Below are 17,593 nucleotides of genomic sequence, written 5' to 3'. Positions count from 1 at the left end.
GCTGCTCGCAGCGTCACCCCGCCGCCATGGCTTGTGCGCCGCCCAGCAATTGCGCGTTGAGCCGGCCGCCGGAGAACAGCATGTCGTCGAGCGCCTCGTCGATGTCGGCAGAGATCACGGAGCTGCCGCCGTCACGCGCGAGGCTCGCTTGCGCCAGTCGCCGCATCAATTCCTTGATGAAGGCGCAACTCGTGCCCTCGCTGCGCCGGGCCGCCTCGGCGACGACGGGGTCCTCGATCGGGAGAGCCTTGCCGTAGAGCCGGACCAGCTTGCCACGGCCGGTCTCGTCCGGCAGCGGCACTTCGATCGCCTGATCGATCCGGCCGGGGCGACCGGCCAGCGCGCCCTCAAGGTCCTCCGGCCGGTTGGTGGTCAGGACGAACAGGATGTCCGCATCCTCCTTCAGCCCGTCCATCTCGTTGAGCAATTTGTTCAGCATCGATTCCTCGCACGGGCCCATGTCGTCGCGGTCGCGGGCGATGAGATCGACATCCTCGATCACCACCATTGAGGGCTGGAGCAGCCGTGCCAGCCTCATATAGGCGCCGAGAAGGCCGATTTGCTCGGCCGTGATGATCAGCGTCGTATGTCCGGGCAAATGCGTTGCGAGATAGCGGATGGTGTGGGTCTTGCCGGTGCCGGGCGGCCCGTACAGCAAGATGCCCTTGCGCGTCGACTGACCCAGCCGGCGGAGCTGATCGCGGGTGTTGACGAAATTCAGCACGTTGCGATCGAGCAGGCGCAAGGTCTGCTCCGGCAGGATCACCTCGCTACGAGCGACCGGCGGCAATCGATGCACGGTGATGCCGCGCGAACGCCCGCGGTAATCGCTATCTGCGTCGAGTGAGAGAATCTTGCCGCGATAGGTACGCGCGGCCTGCACGGCCTCTTCCAGTTCACTGAAGCATTGCTGGACGAGGGCAGCGCCTGTGGACCCCGACGGCACCAGGATCTCAATCCGGAGTCCAGGCTCACGGCTATACTCGCGATGCGCGGAGAGCAAGACTGCGTAACGAAGATCATCCTGCTCGCACAGCCACAAGCCATTATCGAGGCACTTGACGGGGCTCTTCTCGCCAACGTCGACGTCGGAATATTGCAGCGGCGCAATCGCGACCGCATAGCGGCCGTCCTTGAGGAGTCGCGAAATCGACAGCGTTTCGTAGCGTTGCTCCTCGTTCAGCCCGAGCAAGCGGACGGCCTTGCCAAAGAGCCGGTCGATCCCTGCCTGGACGTCGACCCGCATATGCCCGGGAAACTGGCGGATCGTGGTCACGAGCTTGCTGCGCGCCATGCTGGCAAAGTGCCAATCGAGAACGTCGCAAGCAAAGTCGAAGTTCTCTTCCTGTTCGTTCGACGGCCCATCCGCCGCACGCATGCATTCGCTGCACAGCCAGACCGTGCGGTTGCCGATCCGCACGTCCGTCTGTCCCTCAGGCTTGCCACAGAGCTCGCAAGCAGTCTTGATCGCCTCAAGCGTGAGCTGCAGCCGGTGGCCGGCCAAGCCGATGGATTGTTGCGCAGATTTGAAAAGGGCTTCGGCGACGGATTGCGGGTAAGGTCCGCAAACCGCCTTTTCCTTCTGCTCGATCTGAGTGACCAGCGCGGTCGCTTCACGCTCTGATTTGCCGAAAACCTGGCGGAGCAGATCCGTCACGAATTGGTCCGGCGTATCGTCGTCATTATGAATGACGATCTGGGTCGGCTGGTTCTCGCCACACCTACTATTCATTACGGAAGATCTCCGGGACAATCTATGATTGAACGGAACGAATAGGGAACATAAAACAACACGGCCGTCAAGCCGACCGCCGTGATAAATTGAGATGAGCTCGAATTCTAATGCGCCGGGCCGCCGGCCGCCTTCACGCGCCGCGTCAGCAGCACCGCGATTGCGGCGAGCACCAGCACCACGCCGATGACGGCAAACGTGTCGGAGTAGCCCATCACCAGCGCCTGGCGCTTCACCGTCTTGCCGAGCGCGATGATGGCCTGCTCGCGCGCGGCGTTGGGATCCGGCACGCCATGGGCCATGAAGTAGTCGGTCATCTGCGCGATGCGGCTGCGGACCTCCTCGCGGCCGAGCGTGACCGACTGGCCGATGATATTGGAGTGGAATTGCTCGCGCTTGGAGATGATGGTTGCGAGCGTCGCCGTGCCGATCGCGCCACCGAGGTTGCGAAACATATTGCTGATGCCGGAGGCCGCGGCCGCATCCTGCGGCGCGATGCCGCCGGATAGCACCGAGGTCAGCGGCGTCAACACCATCGCTTGCCCGATCGCGCGCACGATGTTCGGGATCCAGAGCTGGTCGCCGGCATAGTCCGGCGACATTGCCGTGTTCATGAAGCAGCTGTAAGCGAAGATCAAAAAGACCGGTGATCGCGATATAGCGCGTGTCGAAGCGCTGCATCAGTTTGGGGATCAGGGGGATCAGCACCAGCTGCGGAAGACCGGTCCAGGCCAGCACATTGCCGATCTGCTCGGCATTATAGCCCTGCGCCTGGCCGAGATAGGCGGGCAGCATGTAGACCGAGCCGAACAGCGCGAAACCGACCATCGTCATCGCAATGGTGCCGAAGCCGAAATTTCGCTGCGTCAGCAGCCGAAGCCGGATCAGCGGCTTGTCGATCGTGAGCTCGATCGCGACAAACAGCGTCAGGCTGACGGCCGCGATCACGGCCAGCTTGATGATGAAGGGCGAGGAGAACCAGTCGTCCTTGTTGCCCTCCTCGAGGACGGCTTGAAGGGCCGACAGACCGATCGCCATGGTGACGATGCCGGCCCAGTCGCCCTCCTTCAGGAGGCTGAGCTGCATCTTCTGCCGCTCCAGAGTCAGAGAGAGCGCAGTCACCATGACGGCGGTCGGGATCACGTTGACGAAGAAGATGGTGCGCCAGCCGTAGTTTTCGGTGAAATAGCCGCCGATGGTTGGGCCGATCGCCGGCGCAAAGGTGACGGACAACGCGAAGATCGCGAGCCCGACCGGCTGTTGCGGCTTCGGCAGCTTGGTCAGCACCAGCGTGAACGCCATCGGGATCAGCACGCCGCCGGCAAAGCCCTGCAAACCGCGCATCGCGATCATCGACGGCAGATCATGGGTGAAGGCGCAGGCGACCGAGAACACGGCGAACAGCACCGCGCTCGCAAGCATGTAGCGGCGGAACGAGAACACGCGGCTCAAATAGTCGGTCAGCGGGATCACGATGATCTCGCCGATCAGATACGAGGTCGAGATCCAGGAGCCGTTGTCGGCGCCGGTACCGATGCCGCCTTCGATGTTGAGCAGCGAGGCATTGGTGATCTGGATGTTCAGGATCGCCATGAACGAGCCGATCATGGCGGCGAGCACGGCAATCCAGGTCGCGACGCTCGCGCGATTGGGATCCGCGACCGTGCGATCAGACGTCGCGGCCGGTGGTGCGGGCGTCGAAATTGAGAGGCTGTCTGACATGGCACGACCCTCCGGAAACGAGCTTTGCTTTGGGCGCTGCGGCCGCTTTGGCGGTCGGCGCGGTCGAACGTGTTGCGATGGTGGGGATCACGGACATGCCGGGCCGCAGCGCAATGGCGCCCCCGCGCCCGGCATCGAGCGCGATCTTGACGGGGATGCGCTGCACCACCTTGGTGAAATTGCCGGTGGCATTGTCGGGCGGCAGCAGCGCGAATTCCTGGCCGCTCGCGGGTGCAATGGAATCGACGTGACCGTGCACGAGCTGGCCCGGGAACATGTCGACCTCGATATCGACGGCCTGACCGGATCTCACGTTGGTGAGCTGGGTCTCTTTGAAATTGGCGACGACATACGCTCCATCAGTCGGCACGATCGCCATCAACTGCGTGCCGGCCTGCACGAACTGGCCGACGCGCAAGGAGCGATTCCCGACCACACCGTCGATCGGCGAGACGACATTGGTGTAGCCGAGGTTCAGTTCGACCTGATGCTGCACGGCCTCCGCGCGCGCGGCCGCCGCCCTGGCCTGCACGATCTCGGCCTTGAGCAGATCGATCTGCTTGAGGGCCGAGGCGAGATTGGCGGTATCACGCTCGAGCGTCGCCTGTGCCGAGGCGATGCGTGACTGCGCCTGCTGCGCGTTCTGCACGCTGCCGGAGCCCGTCGCGGCAAGATCGGTGTAGCGCTTGTTGTCTTGCGCAGCGAAGGTGAGATTGGCCTGATCGACATCGAGCGTTGCGCGCGCCGCCTTGATCACCGCCTGCTGCACGTCGAGCTGCGCTTCCTTGCTGGAGATGGTCGCGTTCGAGGCCTGAACATCGGCGCGGGCCTGGTCGAGTGCGACCCTGAAGTCGCGGTCGTCGATCCGTGCCAGCACCTGGCCGGCCTTCACATGCTCGTTATCGGCCACGAGGACCTGATTGAGATAGCCGCTGACCTTTGGCGCGATCGTAGTGTTGTCGGCCTTCACATAGGCGTCGTCGGTAGATACGAGGTACTGCCCGACGGTCCAGTAGTCGTAGCCGTACCAGCTGGCGCCGGCCAGCACGACGATCGCCGCCCCCGCCAGCAACAACTTGCGAAAATTGAGCTTTTCCCGACGGCCGGGGGACGTCGCCGCGGGCAGCACGCCCGCCGGGACGCTTGCGGGAACGGCGGTCTGGGCTGTGGCGGTTGGGGCGGTGTGCACGGTCATGACCGGCTCCTGATTTAGGAAACTTGACGATTTCCAAAATAGGACTAGCTTTGAGACTGTCAATGGAATGACAGGCATCATTTAAATACATGGCTCAGGCAAAATCGTCAGGAGCGAAATCTCCGGAGGCAAAGTCTTCAGAGGCAAAATCTTCTGAAGATTGCCGTCCGCGCGGCCGGCCACCGCTGCGCAGCGACGAGGAGACGAAACAGATCGTCCTGGAGGTCGCGCGGCACGCCTTTGCCGCGCACGGCTATGCGGCGACCAGCACCGAAGAGCTGGCGCGCAGCGCCGGCATCTCGACCAAGACGCTCTATCGTCTGTTTCCCGGCAAGGCGGTGCTGTTCGAGGCGATGTGCGCGGACCGGCTCGAGCGGCTGCTCTCCGATGTCAATCTCCGGGCACACGACGCGGTCGATATCGACGCGGGCTTGCGCGCCGCGCTGCTTGCCTGCGCCGATCTCGCGCTCGATCCGGAAGTCGTGGCGTTGCAGCGCATGGTGCTCCAGGAATCGGTTGCGTTTCCCGAACTCGCCGCGAATTTCTACAAGAACGGAATTTCCCGCACCGCCTCTACGCTCGCCGGATGGCTGCGCGCGCAGGTGAAGAAGAAGCTGATCGCGATCGACGATGTCGAGGAGGCTGCGGGTATGCTGATCGGCATGGTCGCTTCCGCACCGCAGCGCGCGGCGATCTACGGCGGCATGCCGCTGCCTTCGCGTCAGGATATCGAGCGGCGGGTGCGAAGCTGCGTCGCCTTCTTCCTCGACGGCTGCCGCCGCGTGTCGAACTAGAGCTCCTTTGACAAAGTTGTCGCCGCCGGCTATTTATTTCGCATGCGAAGTAATGCAGCGGCGGCGAAGCACCATCGGCTGATCTACCTGCTCAGCGTCGCGCAAAGGCGGTTGCAGCGTTGGATGGCGGCCCAGCCCTCGAGCGAGGTGACGCCTGCGCAGGCCGGACTCCTGTTCATCCTCGGCAAGCAGGACGGCAGTCTGATGGGCGAGGCGGGCACGGCGCTTGATCTCGGTCCTGCCGGCATCTCAGGGCTTGTCGATCGCACGGCGGCGGCTGGGCTGGTCGAGCGGCGCGCCGATCGCGAGGACGGGCGAGCCTGCCGGGTCTGGCTGACGCCGACGGGCCGGACCGCGCTGGCGCAAGCAAAGGCTTCGGCAGCCGAGATCAATGCAGCTCTGACCGACGGATTTACCGGTGCCGAGATCGATATCGTCGCGCGCTGGCTGAGCAGCATTCAGGACAAGTTTCCAAGAGACCCGACAAGAGACCCGACCACAGATGCAGAGCAATAACAGGAGAGAGCGATGACCGAGCATGTCCGGATCGAGAACAACGGCGGAATTCTCACCCTCGCGCTGGCGCGCCCCGACAAGAAGAACGCGCTGACCGATGCGATGTACGGCAAGCTCGCCGACACCATCGAATCGGCCGAACGCGACGCGTCCGTCCGTGTCGTCCTGATCCGCGGCGAGGGGGACATGTTCACGGCCGGCAACGACGTTGGCGAGTTCGCGGCTGTTGCGTCGGGCAAGTCGGACGGAAGCCGCAACGTCGTCCGCTTCATCCAATCGCTGGCGCGCTGCACCCGACCGCTAGTCGCAGCCGTCCAGGGCCGCGCCGTCGGGGTCGGTACCACGATGCTGCTGCATTGCGACCTCGTCGTGCTCGCCGACAATGCGCAATTGTCGACGCCCTTTGTCAGCCTTGCGCTGGTGCCGGAAGCTGCCTCCAGCCTGCTGATGCCGGCGCGCATCGGCTATGCCCGCGCTTATGAGATGTTCGCGCTCGGCGAGACGGTGCCGGCGAAGGCCGCCCTGGACTGGGGCCTGGTCAACAGGGTCGTGCCGCTCGACCAGCTCGACGCCGAGGCATTGGCGCTTGCGCAGCGTCTCGCCCGCCAGCCGGCCGGCGCGCTCACCGCGACCAAGCGGCTGATGCGCAACGGCGAGGCATTGGTCGCGCAGATGCAGGCCGAAGGCGAGCAGTTCGCGCAGCGCCTGCGCACCGCGGAGGCGCGCGAAGCGTTCACCGCGTTCGCCGAGCGTCGTCCGCCAGATTTCACCAAAGTCGCCTGACGGACCGCCGGGAGGGGGACCAGGCCGGAAAGAAAGGCATTTTACCACAAGCTTAACGAAACATTGGCAGGTGGCGATGCAGGGTGCCGCTCGTGAAGAGTAGGTCCCCGGCCCATGGCAATGTTTAAGAAATCGGTAAGCTCGCTTCTCTTGACCCTGATGGCGCTGCTGGCTGCCGGTGCGCTGGCCAGTACGGCGAACCAGATGCTCGGGGCCTTTGGCCGCTATAGCGATAGCCTTGAGACTGCGCGGCTTGCGACCGCCGACAAGGCGATCTTCCAGGGCGTGGTGGCCCTGCGCAGCAATCGGGGCGACGCCCAGAGCGCTCTGCTCGGCGAGGACGACCCCCGGACAAAACTCGGCGAGGCGGAGAAGGCCGAGCAGGCTGGCCATGACGCCATCACGGCCGCGCTCGCGACTGTCGATTTCGGCCGCCGCGTCGAACTGGCGAGCACGCTGAAACAGCGCTGGAACGAAGCCGCACCGCAATTCCAGCTATTCTACGACGAGGCCAAGCGTCCGCGCGCCGAACGCAAGATCGAGCGGACCAACTCCTGGTACGATGCCGTCACCAAGGTAATCGACACAGCAAACCTCGCCTCTACCGCCGTGTCCAACCGCGCCTGGATGGATGATCCGTTCATCGCCCGCATGATCCAGGTCCGCCGGCTCGCCTGGCAGGTGCGCGACCGCTACGGAATCCACTGCTCGGCGCTGCGCTCGAACGTCAACAGCAGCAAGCCGCTCGACGACAACCAAAAGCGATCGCTGGCGCAATGGGATGGCACGATTGCGTCCGGCTGGTCCGGCATGACCGAATTGCTGGCGGCGCCCGACGCGACGGCCGAATTGGTTGCCGCAGCGAAGGAGGCGCAGGCCAAGACCGAGGGGGTGCTCAAGCAGATCGGCGACATCACCAGGAATTTCGACGGCAGCGGCAAGCCGGCAATGGCTGCGTCGGAGTGGAACGCGCTTTGCCAGTCGCCCTTTGCGTTGATCGTTGCGGTCGCGAACCAGGCGTTGGACCAGTCGATCGCGCGTGCGGAGACCGTCCAGGCGAAGGCACTCACCAACCTTGTGGTGCAGTCGCTCGCCTTCGTACTGGCGCTTGCCGTGACCCTGGCCGGCGTCTTTGTGGTGCGCAATCGCCTCATGCGGCCGGTTCGTGCCATTCTCGGCGCCATCGCGCGGATCAGCGCTCGCGACTATGCGACGCACGTTCCGCAATCGCGATATCCCGACGAGTTCGGCACCATGGCCGCCGCGCTCGAAAGCCTGCGCGAGAGCGCGGCGACGGCGGAACGTCTGGGCCAGGAACGCGAGATCCCAGCAGGCGCTCCAGATTGCGCGCTCCGGCACCGTCGATGAGGCCTGCCGCAGTTTTGACGACACCGTGCAGGCGGTGATCCACAGCGTTGCCGCGTCGGCCAAGGAGCTCGATGCGACCGCGAGTGACGTCCGCCAGCTGGCCTCGGAATCGAGCAGCCAGACCGCCGCGGTCTCCTCCGCGGCCGAGCAGGCCACCAACAATCTGGAGACGATTGCGGCGGCGACCGAGGAACTCTCCGCCTCCGTCGGCGAAATCTCCGCGCAGGTGCAGTCCAGCGCGCGCGAGGCCCGCGAAGCGGTTTCCCAGGCCGAGCAGACCAACGCCACCGTCGAAATCCTCGACCAGACGGCGAGCCGCATCGGCGAGGTCGTGAAGATGATCAACGCGATCGCCGGCCAGACCAATTTGCTGGCGCTGAACGCAACCATCGAGGCCGCCCGCGCCGGCGAAGCGGGCCGCGGCTTTGCGGTCGTCGCCGGCGAGGTCAAGAGCCTCGCTGCGCAGACCGCGACCGCCACCGAAGAGATCTCGCGTCAGGTCGCGGAGATCCAGGGCGCGACGGGCCAGGCGGTCGGCGCCATCCGCTCCATTGGCCGTTCGATCAACGGCATCGACGAGAAGATGACGGCGATTGCAGCGGCCGTCGAGCAGCAGCGCGCGGCCACCACAGAGATTTCGCGCAACTTCCAGCAGGCCGCGCAAGGCACCCGCGAGGTCACCGACACCATTGGCAGCGTCGCCCAGCTCAACCAGGAGACCGGCAACGCCGGTACGGTGCTGTTCCAGTCCGTAAAGAAGATGTCAGCCGATGCCGACCGCCTCCGCGTCGCGGTCGAGGGCTTTTTGGGTGCGGTGAAGACCGCCTAGTCTCGACATTTCCTGTTCCAAAGGCACGCGGATCGGCATTGCCGCCGGTCCGCGCGCCGAGTACATCTGTGGCGCCGCGAGAGCGCGGCGACAGACAGACGAGAACAGCAGGGATGGAGAGTTCGATGCCGGTGACGCCCCACAATAACGCCCAACGCCCCTATCGCGGCGTGTTCCCGGTGGCTCCCACCATCTTCGACGAGCGCGGCGAGCTCGACCTCGACGGGCAGCGCCGCTGCATCGATTTCATGATCGATGCCGGCTCGAACGGGCTCTGCATCCTCGCCAATTTCTCCGAGCAGTTCGTGCTGACCGATGCCGAGCGCGAGACCGTGATGCATGCGGTGCTGGAACATGTCGCGGGCCGCGTGCCCGTGATCGTCACCACCACCCATTTCAGCTCGGCCGTGTGCGCGGCGCGCAGCCAGCAGGCTGAAGCCGCCGGCGCCGCCATGGTGATGGTAATGCCGCCCTATCACGGCGCGACCTTCCGGGTGCCCGAGAAGGGCATCGTCGAATTCTTCAAGGTGCTCTCGGGCGCGATCAACATCCCGATCATGATCCAGGATGCGCCGGTGGCCGGCACGCCGCTGTCCGTCGAGCTGCTGGCGCGGCTGTCGCGCGACTTCTCTAACATCCGCTATTTCAAAATTGAGGTGCCCGGCGCGGCCGCAAAGCTGCGGAGCCTGATCGAGGCGGGCGGCAGCGCCATCGAAGGCCCATGGGACGGTGAGGAGGCGATCACGCTGCTCGCCGATCTCGATGCCGGCGCCACCGGCGCGATGACCGGCGGCGGCTATCCCGACGGCATCCGCCAGATCCTCGATCCTTATTTCGCCGGCAACCGCGAGCAGGCGAAAGCTGCCTATGAGCGCTGGCTGCCGCTGATCAATTACGAGAACCGCCAATGCGGCCTGATCGCCTGCAAGGCGATGATGCAGGCCGGCGGCGTGATCAAATCGGACACGGTGCGCCATCCGCTGCAGCCGCTGCATCCGGCCACGCGGGCGGGATTGCTGGAATTGGCGAAGGAGCGTGACGCCCTGGCGTTGCGGTGGGGGAAGTAGGGCTCACCGCCGTCATTGCGAGGAGCCCTCGCGACGAAGCAATCCAGACGGTGTCCGCGGATACATTTCTGGCTTGCTTCGCTTCGCTCGCAATGACGAGAGTGACGCGAGAGCCCGGTTAACTCACCAGCTTCCATTCGCCGATGATGCCGAATCTTGCTTTGGCATCGTCCTGCCTGAACAGTGCGATCCGATCGATCGCCAGCGTATCGAGCTTCAGCTCCGCAAACCGCCGGCGCAGCATCTCGAGGATCTGTCCCCGCCGCTCCGCGTCCAGCCGTCCGGTCAGCGTCATATGGAAGCGGAATTCTTCCATCACGTACGGGTAGCCCCAGCGATCGAGATAGTCGCGCTGGCGTTCGCTGAGTTTCTCCGGCTTTCGGCGGACACGATCTTCGGCGCTGAGCGCGGCGCGAAATTCATCAAAATCGCGGACGCAATCGGCGGCGAGCTGCTGGAGCTCGCTGACCGGCTCCGCCGGAACGACGGCGATGAAGCCGCTGATGGCATCGACGGACGGCCTGATCAGCGGGATCGGCCGTGTTTTGCCCGCGAACGATGCGCAGGCGGCCATCAGCTCGGCCTCGGTGCGGTCGGGCGCAAGTGCCATCGGCGCCTTCAGTGTGGCGTGAAAGCCGTATTTGCGGGGATCGGCGGTGATGTCGCGCCAATCCGGCGCCGTGCGCAGCGCCTCGTCGGGGAAGGGCAACTCATTGCCGGTGTGGCCATCATAGCCGAGCAACTCAGCACCGAAGCGGGAGAGGGCACTGCCGGCGTCGGCGGCGAAATAAATCGCGTAGCGGGGGAAAGCAGTCATTGCCTGAGCATAGCCAATTTAGGCCGCAACGACAGCCTGGCGCGACGCCGCCGCAGTGCCGATCAGGACCCGGCCGCCTTCAAGGAAAATGTCTGTCACGCGACCGCGCTTCGTTGGCTTGCGGGAGAGCTCCCCCGTGCTTCATATGCCGCGAGAAAATCTTCAATCCCGAGCTTGCGGAAATCCGGGAGTGCTTCACGCAATTTGTCGTGATCCCAATCCCACCAGGCGAGTTTCGCGAGCCGTCCGGCGACGTCTTCCGAAAAGCGGCGGCGGACGATCCGCGCCGGATTGCCGGCGACGATGGTGTAGGCCGGCACGTCCTTGGTGACGATGGCGCCGGCCGCGATCACCGCGCCGGTGCCGATATTGCGACCGGGCAGCACGATCGCGCCGTGTCCGATCCAAACATCGTGGCCGATATGGACGTGATGCTGGCGCCGCCAATCGAAAAATTCGGTGTCGTCGCTCTCGCCTTCGAAGTAGGCGCTGGAGCGATAGGTGAAGTGGGCCTGGGTCGCACGGTGCATCGGATGATTGCCGGGATTGATGCGCGTCATCGCCGCGATCGAGCAGAATTTCCCGATCGTGGTGTAGGTGATCTGCGCGTCGTTCACGACGTAGGAGTAATCGTCCATCGCGACCTCATGCAGGATCGTGCGGGCGCCGACCTCGGTATAGGCGCCGAGCCTGGTCTCATGCAGCTTCGCGGAAGGGTCGATAGTGGGGTCGAGCGAAAGCGCCTTGGCGACCATGTTGCATCCGAACGTTCGAGGGCGGGCGTTCGTCTTCGATCGGCCTCATGACAATGTCATGACGACACGATGACAGTGGATGAGGTGTGAAGGATTGCCGCACCGCAAGGCGCGTGTCACACAATTGTTAACCGTCGGCGTTAGCCGTGGGTCCCAGCATACTCTGGAGCCCTGCATGCTGGTGGTGGAAGGTCTGACGTGCCGCTTCGGCGCAAAAGCCGCGGTGGACGACGCCTCGTTTCAAGTCTCCCCCGGCGGCTTCGTCGGTGTGATCGGGCGCTCCGGCGCAGGCAAGTCGACGCTGCTGCGAACCATCAACCGCTTGGCAACGCCCTCGCAGGGCCGCATCCTGTTCGACGGCATCGACGTCACCGCGTTGCGCGGCAAGGAGCTGCGGCAGTGGCGGGCGCGCTCGGCCATGATCTTCCAGCAATTCAATCTGGTCGGGCGGCTCGACGTGCTGACGAATGTCCTGATGGGACGTCTTGCCACGATGCCCGCCTGGCGCTCGTTTTCGCAGGTCTGGCCCGAGCAGGACAAGGCGCTGGCGATGTCGGCGCTCGAACAGTTCGACATCGCCGCGCTCGCCGCCCAGCGGGCCGATCAGCTCTCCGGCGGCCAGCAGCAGCGCGTGGCGATCGCCCGCGCACTGGTCCAGCAACCCGACATCATCCTCGCCGACGAGCCGATCGCCTCGCTCGATCCGCGCAACACCAGGATCGTGATGGATGCGCTTTTGCGCATCAACAAGCATTTCGGTATCACCGTGCTCTGCAATTTGCATTCGCTCGATCTGGCGCGCAGCTATTGCGATCGCCTGATCGGCATGGCGGCGGGCCGGGTGGTGTTCGACGGCGCGCCGTCCGCGCTGACCGAGCATGTGGCGCGTGAACTCTACGATCTCGAGGCCAACGACGTCATGGGCGGCATGCCCGTGCCGGCGCCTGAAAGCATTCCAGCGCTTGGAACGGCGGCGGCCGCCTGAGCCGCACCGCATCATTGTCATCAGTTTTTGCGTCAACCGACCCAACCAATGAAGAGGGTATCATGATCACTCGCAGACTCATTCTTGCCGGCGCCGCCGCACTGACCTTTGCCGGATCCGCCTCCGCCGAAGACTGGAAGACGAAATATCCGGAGATCACCTTCGCCGTGATTCCGGCCGAGAACGGCTCGGGCGTCACCGAGCGCTACGGTCCCTTCATCAACTATCTGTCGAAGGAGCTCGGCGTGAAGGTCACGCTGCGCGTCGCCAACGACTATGCGGCCGTCATCGAGGGCCAGCGCGCCGGCAACATTCACATCGGTTATTACGGCCCGGCCTCGTTCGCGCGCGCCCGCCTGACCGCCGTCAAGACCGACGCCTTCGTGATCGACGTCAATGCCGACGGCTCGAAGGGCTATTACTCGGTGTTCTACGTGCTGGCGAAGTCGCCGTACCAGAAGATCGAGGATCTCAAAGGCAAGATCTCGGCCTGGTCGATCCGAACTCGACCTCGGGGAACAACATGCCCCGCTTCAAGCTGAACGCCATGGGCATCGACCCCGACGCCTATTTCTCCAAGGTGCTCTTCACCGGCAGCCACGAGAACGCGGTCCTGGCGCTGGCGCAGGGCACGGTCGACGTCGCCGCCAATTGGTGGAACGCCGACGACGATTCGAACCTCACCCGCATGCTCAACAAGGGCATGGTGAAGGCGCCCGACGGCACCGTGATGAAGAAGGAGGACTTCCGCATCATCGTGAAATCCGAGCTCATCATCAACTCGCCCTACGCCTATCTGAGCGATCTGCCGGACGATATGAAGGCCGCGATCAAGAAGGCCTTCCTCGACGCATCCCAGAAGGATCCGGAGGCCTTCAAGAAGCTCTCCGACGGCAAGAACAAGCCGTGGGAGCCGATCGGCAATGACGATTACAACAAGACCATCGAGTTGATTAAGTTCGTCGACAATCTCCGCAAGAAGGCGTCCTGAGCTCGTCGGGACGATGCGCCTCGAGCCGGGTCGATGGACCCGGCTCTTTTTCTTGATGGACCGCCCAGCATATGACGCTCGCCGTTTCGCTTCTCCCCGAACAGCAGCTCGCGGTGCTGAACGCGGCCTACCGCCACGCTGTTGCGCGCAAGCGTCTCCGGGTGCTGGCAGGTGCCGGGCTGTTCGTCGCTGCGCTGATCGTGGCCTCGATCGGCGCCGAGGTTAATCTGCGCACCCTCTTCAGCTATTTCGGCCATTTCATCAGCTATTTCGACCGCATTCTCACGCTCGACAATGGCCAGCGGGTCTGGACCGATTTCGCCGAATGGTTCTGGGGCTGGCACAAATGGCTGAAGATGCTGGGCGAGACGCTGCTGATCAGCTATGTCGGCACGCTGATCGGCGCGATGTTCGCGCTGTGCCTGAATTTCTTCGCGGCCGAAAACACCTCGCCGTCGTCCTGGCTGCGATTCACGGTGCGCCGGCTGCTGGAATTCGCCCGCACCGTGCCTGGCATCGTCTTCGCGCTTATCTTCGTGATCGCCTTCGGCTTAGGCCCGATGGCCGGCGTTCTCGCCATCGCCATCCATACCACCGGCGCGCTCGGCAAACAGTTCGCAGAGCTTGTCGAAAATGCCGACATGAAGCCAGTTGAAGGCATCCGCTCGACCGGTGCGAGCTGGGTCTCGTGCATGCGTTTTGCGATCCTGCCGCAGGTCTCGGCGGGCTATGCCAGCTACGCGCTGCTCCGCTTCGAGATCAATGTGCGTGAGGCCTCGGTGATGGGCTTCGTCGGCGCCGGCGGTATCGGGCAGGAGCTCATCGTCGCGATCCGCAAGTTCTACTACTCCGACGTCAGCGCCATTCTCGTCACCATCATCGTCACGGTCTTCCTGATCGACATCACGACCGGCTGGGTGCGCGGCCGGTTGTTCGGCAAGGAGGCGCGGACGTGAGCAAGCCGTCCGAAGTCGACACCGCGCAGATGCGCGCGCGCTATCCCGATCTGTTCGAGCGGCCGGCCTCGGCGCGGCTCGCGACGCCGGCCATGATCGTCGCAGCGCTCGCCATTTTCATCTATGGCCTGGTCGATCTCGATTTCTCGCCGTCACGGCTCTTCAACGGCCTCAGCCAGCTCGGCTGGATCAGCATGATGATGATCCCGCCCGATCCCGGCTCGTCGCTGCCGCTCTATCTGAAGGCGATGGGCGAGACGCTCTCCATCGCGCTGCTTGGCACCACGCTGGCGGCGCTGTTCGCGCTTCCGGTCAGCCTGCTTGCCGCGCGCAACGTCGTGCCGTCAATGGTGCTGCGATTCCCGGTCCGCCGCTTCCTCGATTCGATCCGGGGCGTCGATACGCTGATCTGGGCGCTAGTGTGGATCAATGTCGTCGGGCTTGGTCCGTTCGCCGGTGTGCTCGCCATCGCGGTGTCGGATTTCGGCGCCTTCGGTAAGCTGTTCTCCGAGGCGATCGAGGGCGCCGACCAGAAGCAGGTCGAAGGCATTCGCGCTTCCGGCGGCAGCGCCTTGCACGAGATCCGCTTCGGGCTGCTGCCGCAGGCTTTGCCCGTGATTGCCGGTCAGGTGCTCTATTTCATCGAATCCAACACGCGCTCCGCCACCATCATCGGCATCGTCGGTGCCGGCGGCATCGGGCTCCAGCTCGCCGAGCAGATCCGCGTGCTGGAATGGCAGAAGGTGTCGTTCCTGATCCTGATGATTCTGGTCGCCGTCGCCGCGATCGATTTCATTTCCGGCAAACTTCGCTTCGCCATCATTGGACGAAGGGCTGTCGCCTGATCGCAGCTGCCGTAGGGTGGGCAAAGCGACTTGTCCGCCGTAGCTCGGAGAGCGAAGGCGGAAGCGTGCCCACCACGTTCGTTTAGACATCGGGGAGAGATGGTGGGCACGGCGCAAGTGCGCCTTTGCCCACACTACGATTCTTTCCTCCCTTCTCCCCTTGTGGGAGAAGGTGGCGCGAAGCGCCGGATGAGGGTTGCTTCCGCAATTCAGCTGCAAGAGATTCACCCGCGGAGAGAGACCCCTCACCCGGATCGCATCTTGCGATGCGATCCGACCTCTCCCACAAGGGGAGAGGTGCACCGCGCGCTTGGCACTCGTTCACCCGTTGTCTACCAGGAACTCCACCCGTTCCGCCACGAAGCGCGAATGCTTGGTCACCAGCGGCTTGTTGTCGAGATCGTGGTCGGTGGCATCGACCACCAGGATGGGCCGACCGAGCGGCAGATCGAGCCGCGCGGCATCGGTGGCATCGACGATGCCGGCCGTGATCCGGGTCGCGCCGCGGCGATAGTCGCGCACACCGTAATGCGCGAGCAGCTTGGTCATCGAGCGCGTCGCGGCGAAGACGCTGCCTGCGCCCGGAAACAACTCTGCCGACAGCCATGTGGTGGAGACGCAGATCGGCGTGCGGTCGGCCAAGCGAATCGCTTCGATCCGGACCAGCGGCGCGCCGACCTTCAAGCCCAGCTCGCGCGCAAGCTCGCGGGTTGCGACGTCGTCGGAGGCCTCGATCAACTGGCCGCGCGGCTCGCGGCCGCCGGCGCCGACGATCTCGGAAAACCGCGTGCGTGAGCGCAAGGGATAAGCGAGGCGCTGCGCCTCGACATAGGTTCCGCTACCGCGTTCGGCACGCACCAGGCCGCGCTCGGCAAGGGCCGCGAGCGCGCGCCGCACGGTGTGGCGATTGACGCGATAGGTTTCGGCGATTTCCATCTCGCCGGGCAGCTTGTCGCCCGCGGCGAAGCGGCCGTCGGCGATGCCGCGCTCGATGCCGTCGGCAACGAGGCGCCACAACGCGACGCCTGAAGAGGCGGTGTCCTGCATGCTCATATCGCCGGTCAGCCTAGCCCGAAAATCACGGCTTTGTCACGAAACAGTCATGGCGCTTCCGTATCAAGTTGTCTAGTATCATAGACAACTTGAATTCGGCAAGTTCGGTGAGATCGGTGACCCAGCACGATAATCAGCAAGCCCGGCGCAAGGCCGCGATGGCCGTGCTGGCGCACGCGGAGGCGGGCGCGATCGCCGCTCGCCTCCGCAGCCTCGCCCTGCCCAGCCATGAGGATCTGCGCGAGCCCGAAAACGGCCTCGTCATGCTGCGAGGCAGGGTTGGCGGCGACGGTGCGCCGTTCAACCTCGGCGAGGCGACGGTGTCGCGCGCCGCGGTGCGGCTTGCGAGCGGTGAGGTCGGGTTCGGCTATACGCTCGGGCGCGATGGCGACAAGGCGCGGCTGATCGCGCTGTGCGACGCGCTGGCGCAGTCACGGGATTTTAGCGCGGCCGTCGAGCAGGACGTTATCGCGCCGTTGCGTGAGCAGCTTATGATCCGGCGCAAGCGGGCGGCGGAAGAGACCGCCGCGACAAAGGTTGATTTCTACACCATGGTGCGCGGTGAGGGGTGAAGCGATGACCACGATTGCGGAACTGCCGCCGGGTTTCGTCGACAAGGTCTTGTCGGCGCAGTCGACCTTTCGCTCGGTCATGGACGCGATGGCGCGGCCGGGTTCGGTCCAGCGCATCGTGCCGATGGCGGGAACACCCGGGCCGATGATGCGCGGCACCGCCGCGATCGCGCTAACGCTGTTCGATCACGATACGCCGCTCTGGCTCGATGCACGGATGACGGAAAGCCCCGAATTGGTGAAATGGCTGAAATTCCACACCGGCGCGCCGGTGATCCAGGATTCTTCGATCGCGAGCTTCGCGTTGATCAGCGATGGCAATTTGCTTCCAGCGCTGGAGCGCTTCGCGCTCGGTAGCAACGAATATCCTGACAGGTCCACCACATTGATCCTCCAGGTCGACTGCCTGGATGCCGGCCGCAGCTTCGAGCTGCGCGGCCCTGGGATCGATGGTGTCGCAACGCTCCAGGCGACGATCAAGCCCGCCGATCTTTTCGAACGGCTGCGCCTCAACGAGGCGCTGTTTCCGCGCGGCATCGATGTGGTGCTGGTCGCGGACGACGCCGTGGTTGCGATCCCGCGCACCACGCGTGTCGCGAACAAGGGAAGCTGA

Annotated in this window: 14 protein-coding genes and 3 pseudogenes; 11 read left to right on the top strand and 6 right to left on the bottom strand. The window is 64.4% G+C overall.

Annotated elements, in window-relative coordinates; all coding sequences use genetic code 11:
• Positions 1-13 precede the first annotated feature (13 nt).
• The 3 genes and pseudogenes from AB8Z38_RS20045 to AB8Z38_RS20035 all read right to left on the bottom strand — a co-directional run bounded on the left by AB8Z38_RS20045 (position 14) and on the right by AB8Z38_RS20035 (position 4,649).
• Positions 14-1,732 (bottom strand): ATP-dependent Clp protease adaptor ClpS, encoded by a 1,719-nt coding sequence (locus AB8Z38_RS20045; RefSeq protein ID WP_369719589.1) that lies wholly within the window; start codon positions 1,730-1,732, stop codon positions 14-16.
• Positions 1,733-1,839: 107 nt separating this feature from the next.
• Positions 1,840-3,454: pseudogene (locus tag AB8Z38_RS20040) on the bottom strand (DHA2 family efflux MFS transporter permease subunit).
• Entirely contained in the window at positions 3,402-4,649 is a 1,248-nt protein-coding gene (locus AB8Z38_RS20035; protein ID WP_369719588.1) for an HlyD family secretion protein, read from the bottom strand. The pseudogene AB8Z38_RS20040 and the gene AB8Z38_RS20035 overlap by 53 nt, the downstream one beginning before the upstream one ends.
• Before the next feature lie 89 nt (positions 4,650-4,738).
• Between AB8Z38_RS20035 and AB8Z38_RS20030 the strand changes: the two genes are divergently transcribed.
• From AB8Z38_RS20030 to AB8Z38_RS20010, 5 genes and pseudogenes are all read left to right on the top strand, one after another.
• The gene (locus AB8Z38_RS20030; RefSeq protein WP_369719587.1) at positions 4,739-5,443 is read left to right on the top strand and encodes a TetR/AcrR family transcriptional regulator; all 705 of its coding nucleotides are present in this window, start codon (positions 4,739-4,741) and stop codon (positions 5,441-5,443) included.
• Between the two features lie 42 nt (positions 5,444-5,485).
• A complete protein-coding gene (locus AB8Z38_RS20025; RefSeq protein WP_369719586.1) occupies positions 5,486-5,959 on the top strand; it encodes a MarR family winged helix-turn-helix transcriptional regulator in 474 nt (157 codons plus the stop codon).
• A 12-nt stretch (positions 5,960-5,971) separates the two neighbouring features.
• On the top strand, positions 5,972-6,742 hold the full coding sequence (locus tag AB8Z38_RS20020; protein WP_369719585.1) for an enoyl-CoA hydratase: 771 nt from the start codon (positions 5,972-5,974) through the stop codon (positions 6,740-6,742).
• Positions 6,743-6,856: 114 nt separating this feature from the next.
• Positions 6,857-8,939: pseudogene (locus AB8Z38_RS20015) on the top strand (methyl-accepting chemotaxis protein).
• Between the two features lie 125 nt (positions 8,940-9,064).
• On the top strand, positions 9,065-10,006 hold the full coding sequence (locus AB8Z38_RS20010) for a dihydrodipicolinate synthase family protein (protein ID WP_369719584.1): 942 nt from the start codon (positions 9,065-9,067) through the stop codon (positions 10,004-10,006).
• A gap of 118 nt (positions 10,007-10,124) precedes the next feature.
• Here AB8Z38_RS20010 and AB8Z38_RS20005 read toward each other — a convergent pair whose 3' ends face one another.
• Both AB8Z38_RS20005 and AB8Z38_RS20000 read right to left on the bottom strand, forming a co-directional pair.
• Positions 10,125-10,823 carry a DUF1045 domain-containing protein gene (locus AB8Z38_RS20005; protein ID WP_369719583.1) on the bottom strand — a complete coding sequence of 233 codons (699 nt, stop codon included), beginning with the start codon at positions 10,821-10,823 and terminating at the stop codon, positions 10,125-10,127.
• A 95-nt stretch (positions 10,824-10,918) separates the two neighbouring features.
• Complete coding sequence (locus AB8Z38_RS20000) at positions 10,919-11,578, bottom strand: chloramphenicol acetyltransferase (RefSeq protein ID WP_369719582.1); 660 nt, start codon at positions 11,576-11,578, stop codon at positions 10,919-10,921.
• Between the two features lie 175 nt (positions 11,579-11,753).
• Here AB8Z38_RS20000 and phnC point away from each other — a divergent pair, with 175 nt between their 5' ends.
• The 4 genes and pseudogenes from phnC to phnE (AB8Z38_RS19980) all read left to right on the top strand — a co-directional run bounded on the left by phnC (position 11,754) and on the right by phnE (AB8Z38_RS19980) (position 15,355).
• Positions 11,754-12,563, top strand: a complete 810-nt coding sequence (gene phnC / locus AB8Z38_RS19995) for a phosphonate ABC transporter ATP-binding protein (RefSeq protein ID WP_369719581.1) — start codon at positions 11,754-11,756, stop codon at positions 12,561-12,563.
• A 62-nt stretch (positions 12,564-12,625) separates the two neighbouring features.
• Positions 12,626-13,554 (top strand): annotated as a pseudogene (gene phnD / locus AB8Z38_RS19990) (phosphonate ABC transporter substrate-binding protein).
• A 71-nt stretch (positions 13,555-13,625) separates the two neighbouring features.
• Positions 13,626-14,510 carry a phosphonate ABC transporter, permease protein PhnE gene (gene phnE / locus AB8Z38_RS19985; protein ID WP_369719580.1) on the top strand — a complete coding sequence of 295 codons (885 nt, stop codon included), beginning with the start codon at positions 13,626-13,628 and terminating at the stop codon, positions 14,508-14,510.
• Between the two features lie 29 nt (positions 14,511-14,539).
• Entirely contained in the window at positions 14,540-15,355 is an 816-nt protein-coding gene (gene phnE / locus AB8Z38_RS19980) for a phosphonate ABC transporter, permease protein PhnE (protein ID WP_369726551.1), read from the top strand.
• Positions 15,356-15,676: 321 nt separating this feature from the next.
• Here the strand turns inward: phnE (AB8Z38_RS19980) and phnF are convergent, their stop codons facing one another.
• The gene (phnF, locus tag AB8Z38_RS19975; RefSeq protein ID WP_369719579.1) at positions 15,677-16,408 is read right to left on the bottom strand and encodes a phosphonate metabolism transcriptional regulator PhnF; all 732 of its coding nucleotides are present in this window, start codon (positions 16,406-16,408) and stop codon (positions 15,677-15,679) included.
• A 158-nt stretch (positions 16,409-16,566) separates the two neighbouring features.
• Between phnF and phnG the strand changes: the two genes are divergently transcribed.
• Together phnG and phnH are read left to right on the top strand one after the other, a co-directional pair.
• A complete protein-coding gene (gene phnG / locus AB8Z38_RS19970; RefSeq protein ID WP_369719578.1) occupies positions 16,567-16,980 on the top strand; it encodes a phosphonate C-P lyase system protein PhnG in 414 nt (137 codons plus the stop codon).
• A 4-nt stretch (positions 16,981-16,984) separates the two neighbouring features.
• The gene (gene phnH / locus AB8Z38_RS19965; RefSeq protein WP_369719577.1) at positions 16,985-17,593 is read left to right on the top strand and encodes a phosphonate C-P lyase system protein PhnH; all 609 of its coding nucleotides are present in this window, start codon (positions 16,985-16,987) and stop codon (positions 17,591-17,593) included.

Source organism: Bradyrhizobium sp. LLZ17 (assembly GCF_041200145.1).
Taxonomy (GTDB): Bacteria; Pseudomonadota; Alphaproteobacteria; order Rhizobiales; family Xanthobacteraceae; genus Bradyrhizobium.
This window is presented reverse-complemented; position numbering and strand designations above follow the sequence as displayed.

Excerpts from the sequence above, each read along its gene's own strand:
- phnE (WP_369719580.1), top strand. The coding sequence starts at position 13,626 with ATGACGCTCGCCGTTTCGCTTCTCCCCGAACAGCAGCTCGCGGTGCTG.
- AB8Z38_RS20005 (WP_369719583.1), bottom strand. The coding sequence starts at position 10,823 with ATGACTGCTTTCCCCCGCTACGCGATTTATTTCGCCGCCGACGCCGGC.
- AB8Z38_RS20000 (WP_369719582.1), bottom strand. The coding sequence starts at position 11,578 with ATGGTCGCCAAGGCGCTTTCGCTCGACCCCACTATCGACCCTTCCGCG.
- AB8Z38_RS20035 (WP_369719588.1), bottom strand. The coding sequence starts at position 4,649 with ATGACCGTGCACACCGCCCCAACCGCCACAGCCCAGACCGCCGTTCCC.
- phnF (WP_369719579.1), bottom strand. The coding sequence starts at position 16,408 with ATGAGCATGCAGGACACCGCCTCTTCAGGCGTCGCGTTGTGGCGCCTC.
- AB8Z38_RS20030 (WP_369719587.1), top strand. The coding sequence starts at position 4,739 with ATGGCTCAGGCAAAATCGTCAGGAGCGAAATCTCCGGAGGCAAAGTCT.
- AB8Z38_RS20010 (WP_369719584.1), top strand. The coding sequence starts at position 9,065 with ATGCCGGTGACGCCCCACAATAACGCCCAACGCCCCTATCGCGGCGTG.
- phnE (WP_369726551.1), top strand. The coding sequence starts at position 14,540 with ATGCGCGCGCGCTATCCCGATCTGTTCGAGCGGCCGGCCTCGGCGCGG.
- phnG (WP_369719578.1), top strand. The coding sequence starts at position 16,567 with ATGGCCGTGCTGGCGCACGCGGAGGCGGGCGCGATCGCCGCTCGCCTC.
- AB8Z38_RS20025 (WP_369719586.1), top strand. The coding sequence starts at position 5,486 with ATGCGAAGTAATGCAGCGGCGGCGAAGCACCATCGGCTGATCTACCTG.
- phnC (WP_369719581.1), top strand. The coding sequence starts at position 11,754 with ATGCTGGTGGTGGAAGGTCTGACGTGCCGCTTCGGCGCAAAAGCCGCG.
- AB8Z38_RS20020 (WP_369719585.1), top strand. The coding sequence starts at position 5,972 with ATGACCGAGCATGTCCGGATCGAGAACAACGGCGGAATTCTCACCCTC.
- phnH (WP_369719577.1), top strand. The coding sequence starts at position 16,985 with ATGACCACGATTGCGGAACTGCCGCCGGGTTTCGTCGACAAGGTCTTG.
- AB8Z38_RS20045 (WP_369719589.1), bottom strand. The coding sequence starts at position 1,732 with ATGAATAGTAGGTGTGGCGAGAACCAGCCGACCCAGATCGTCATTCAT.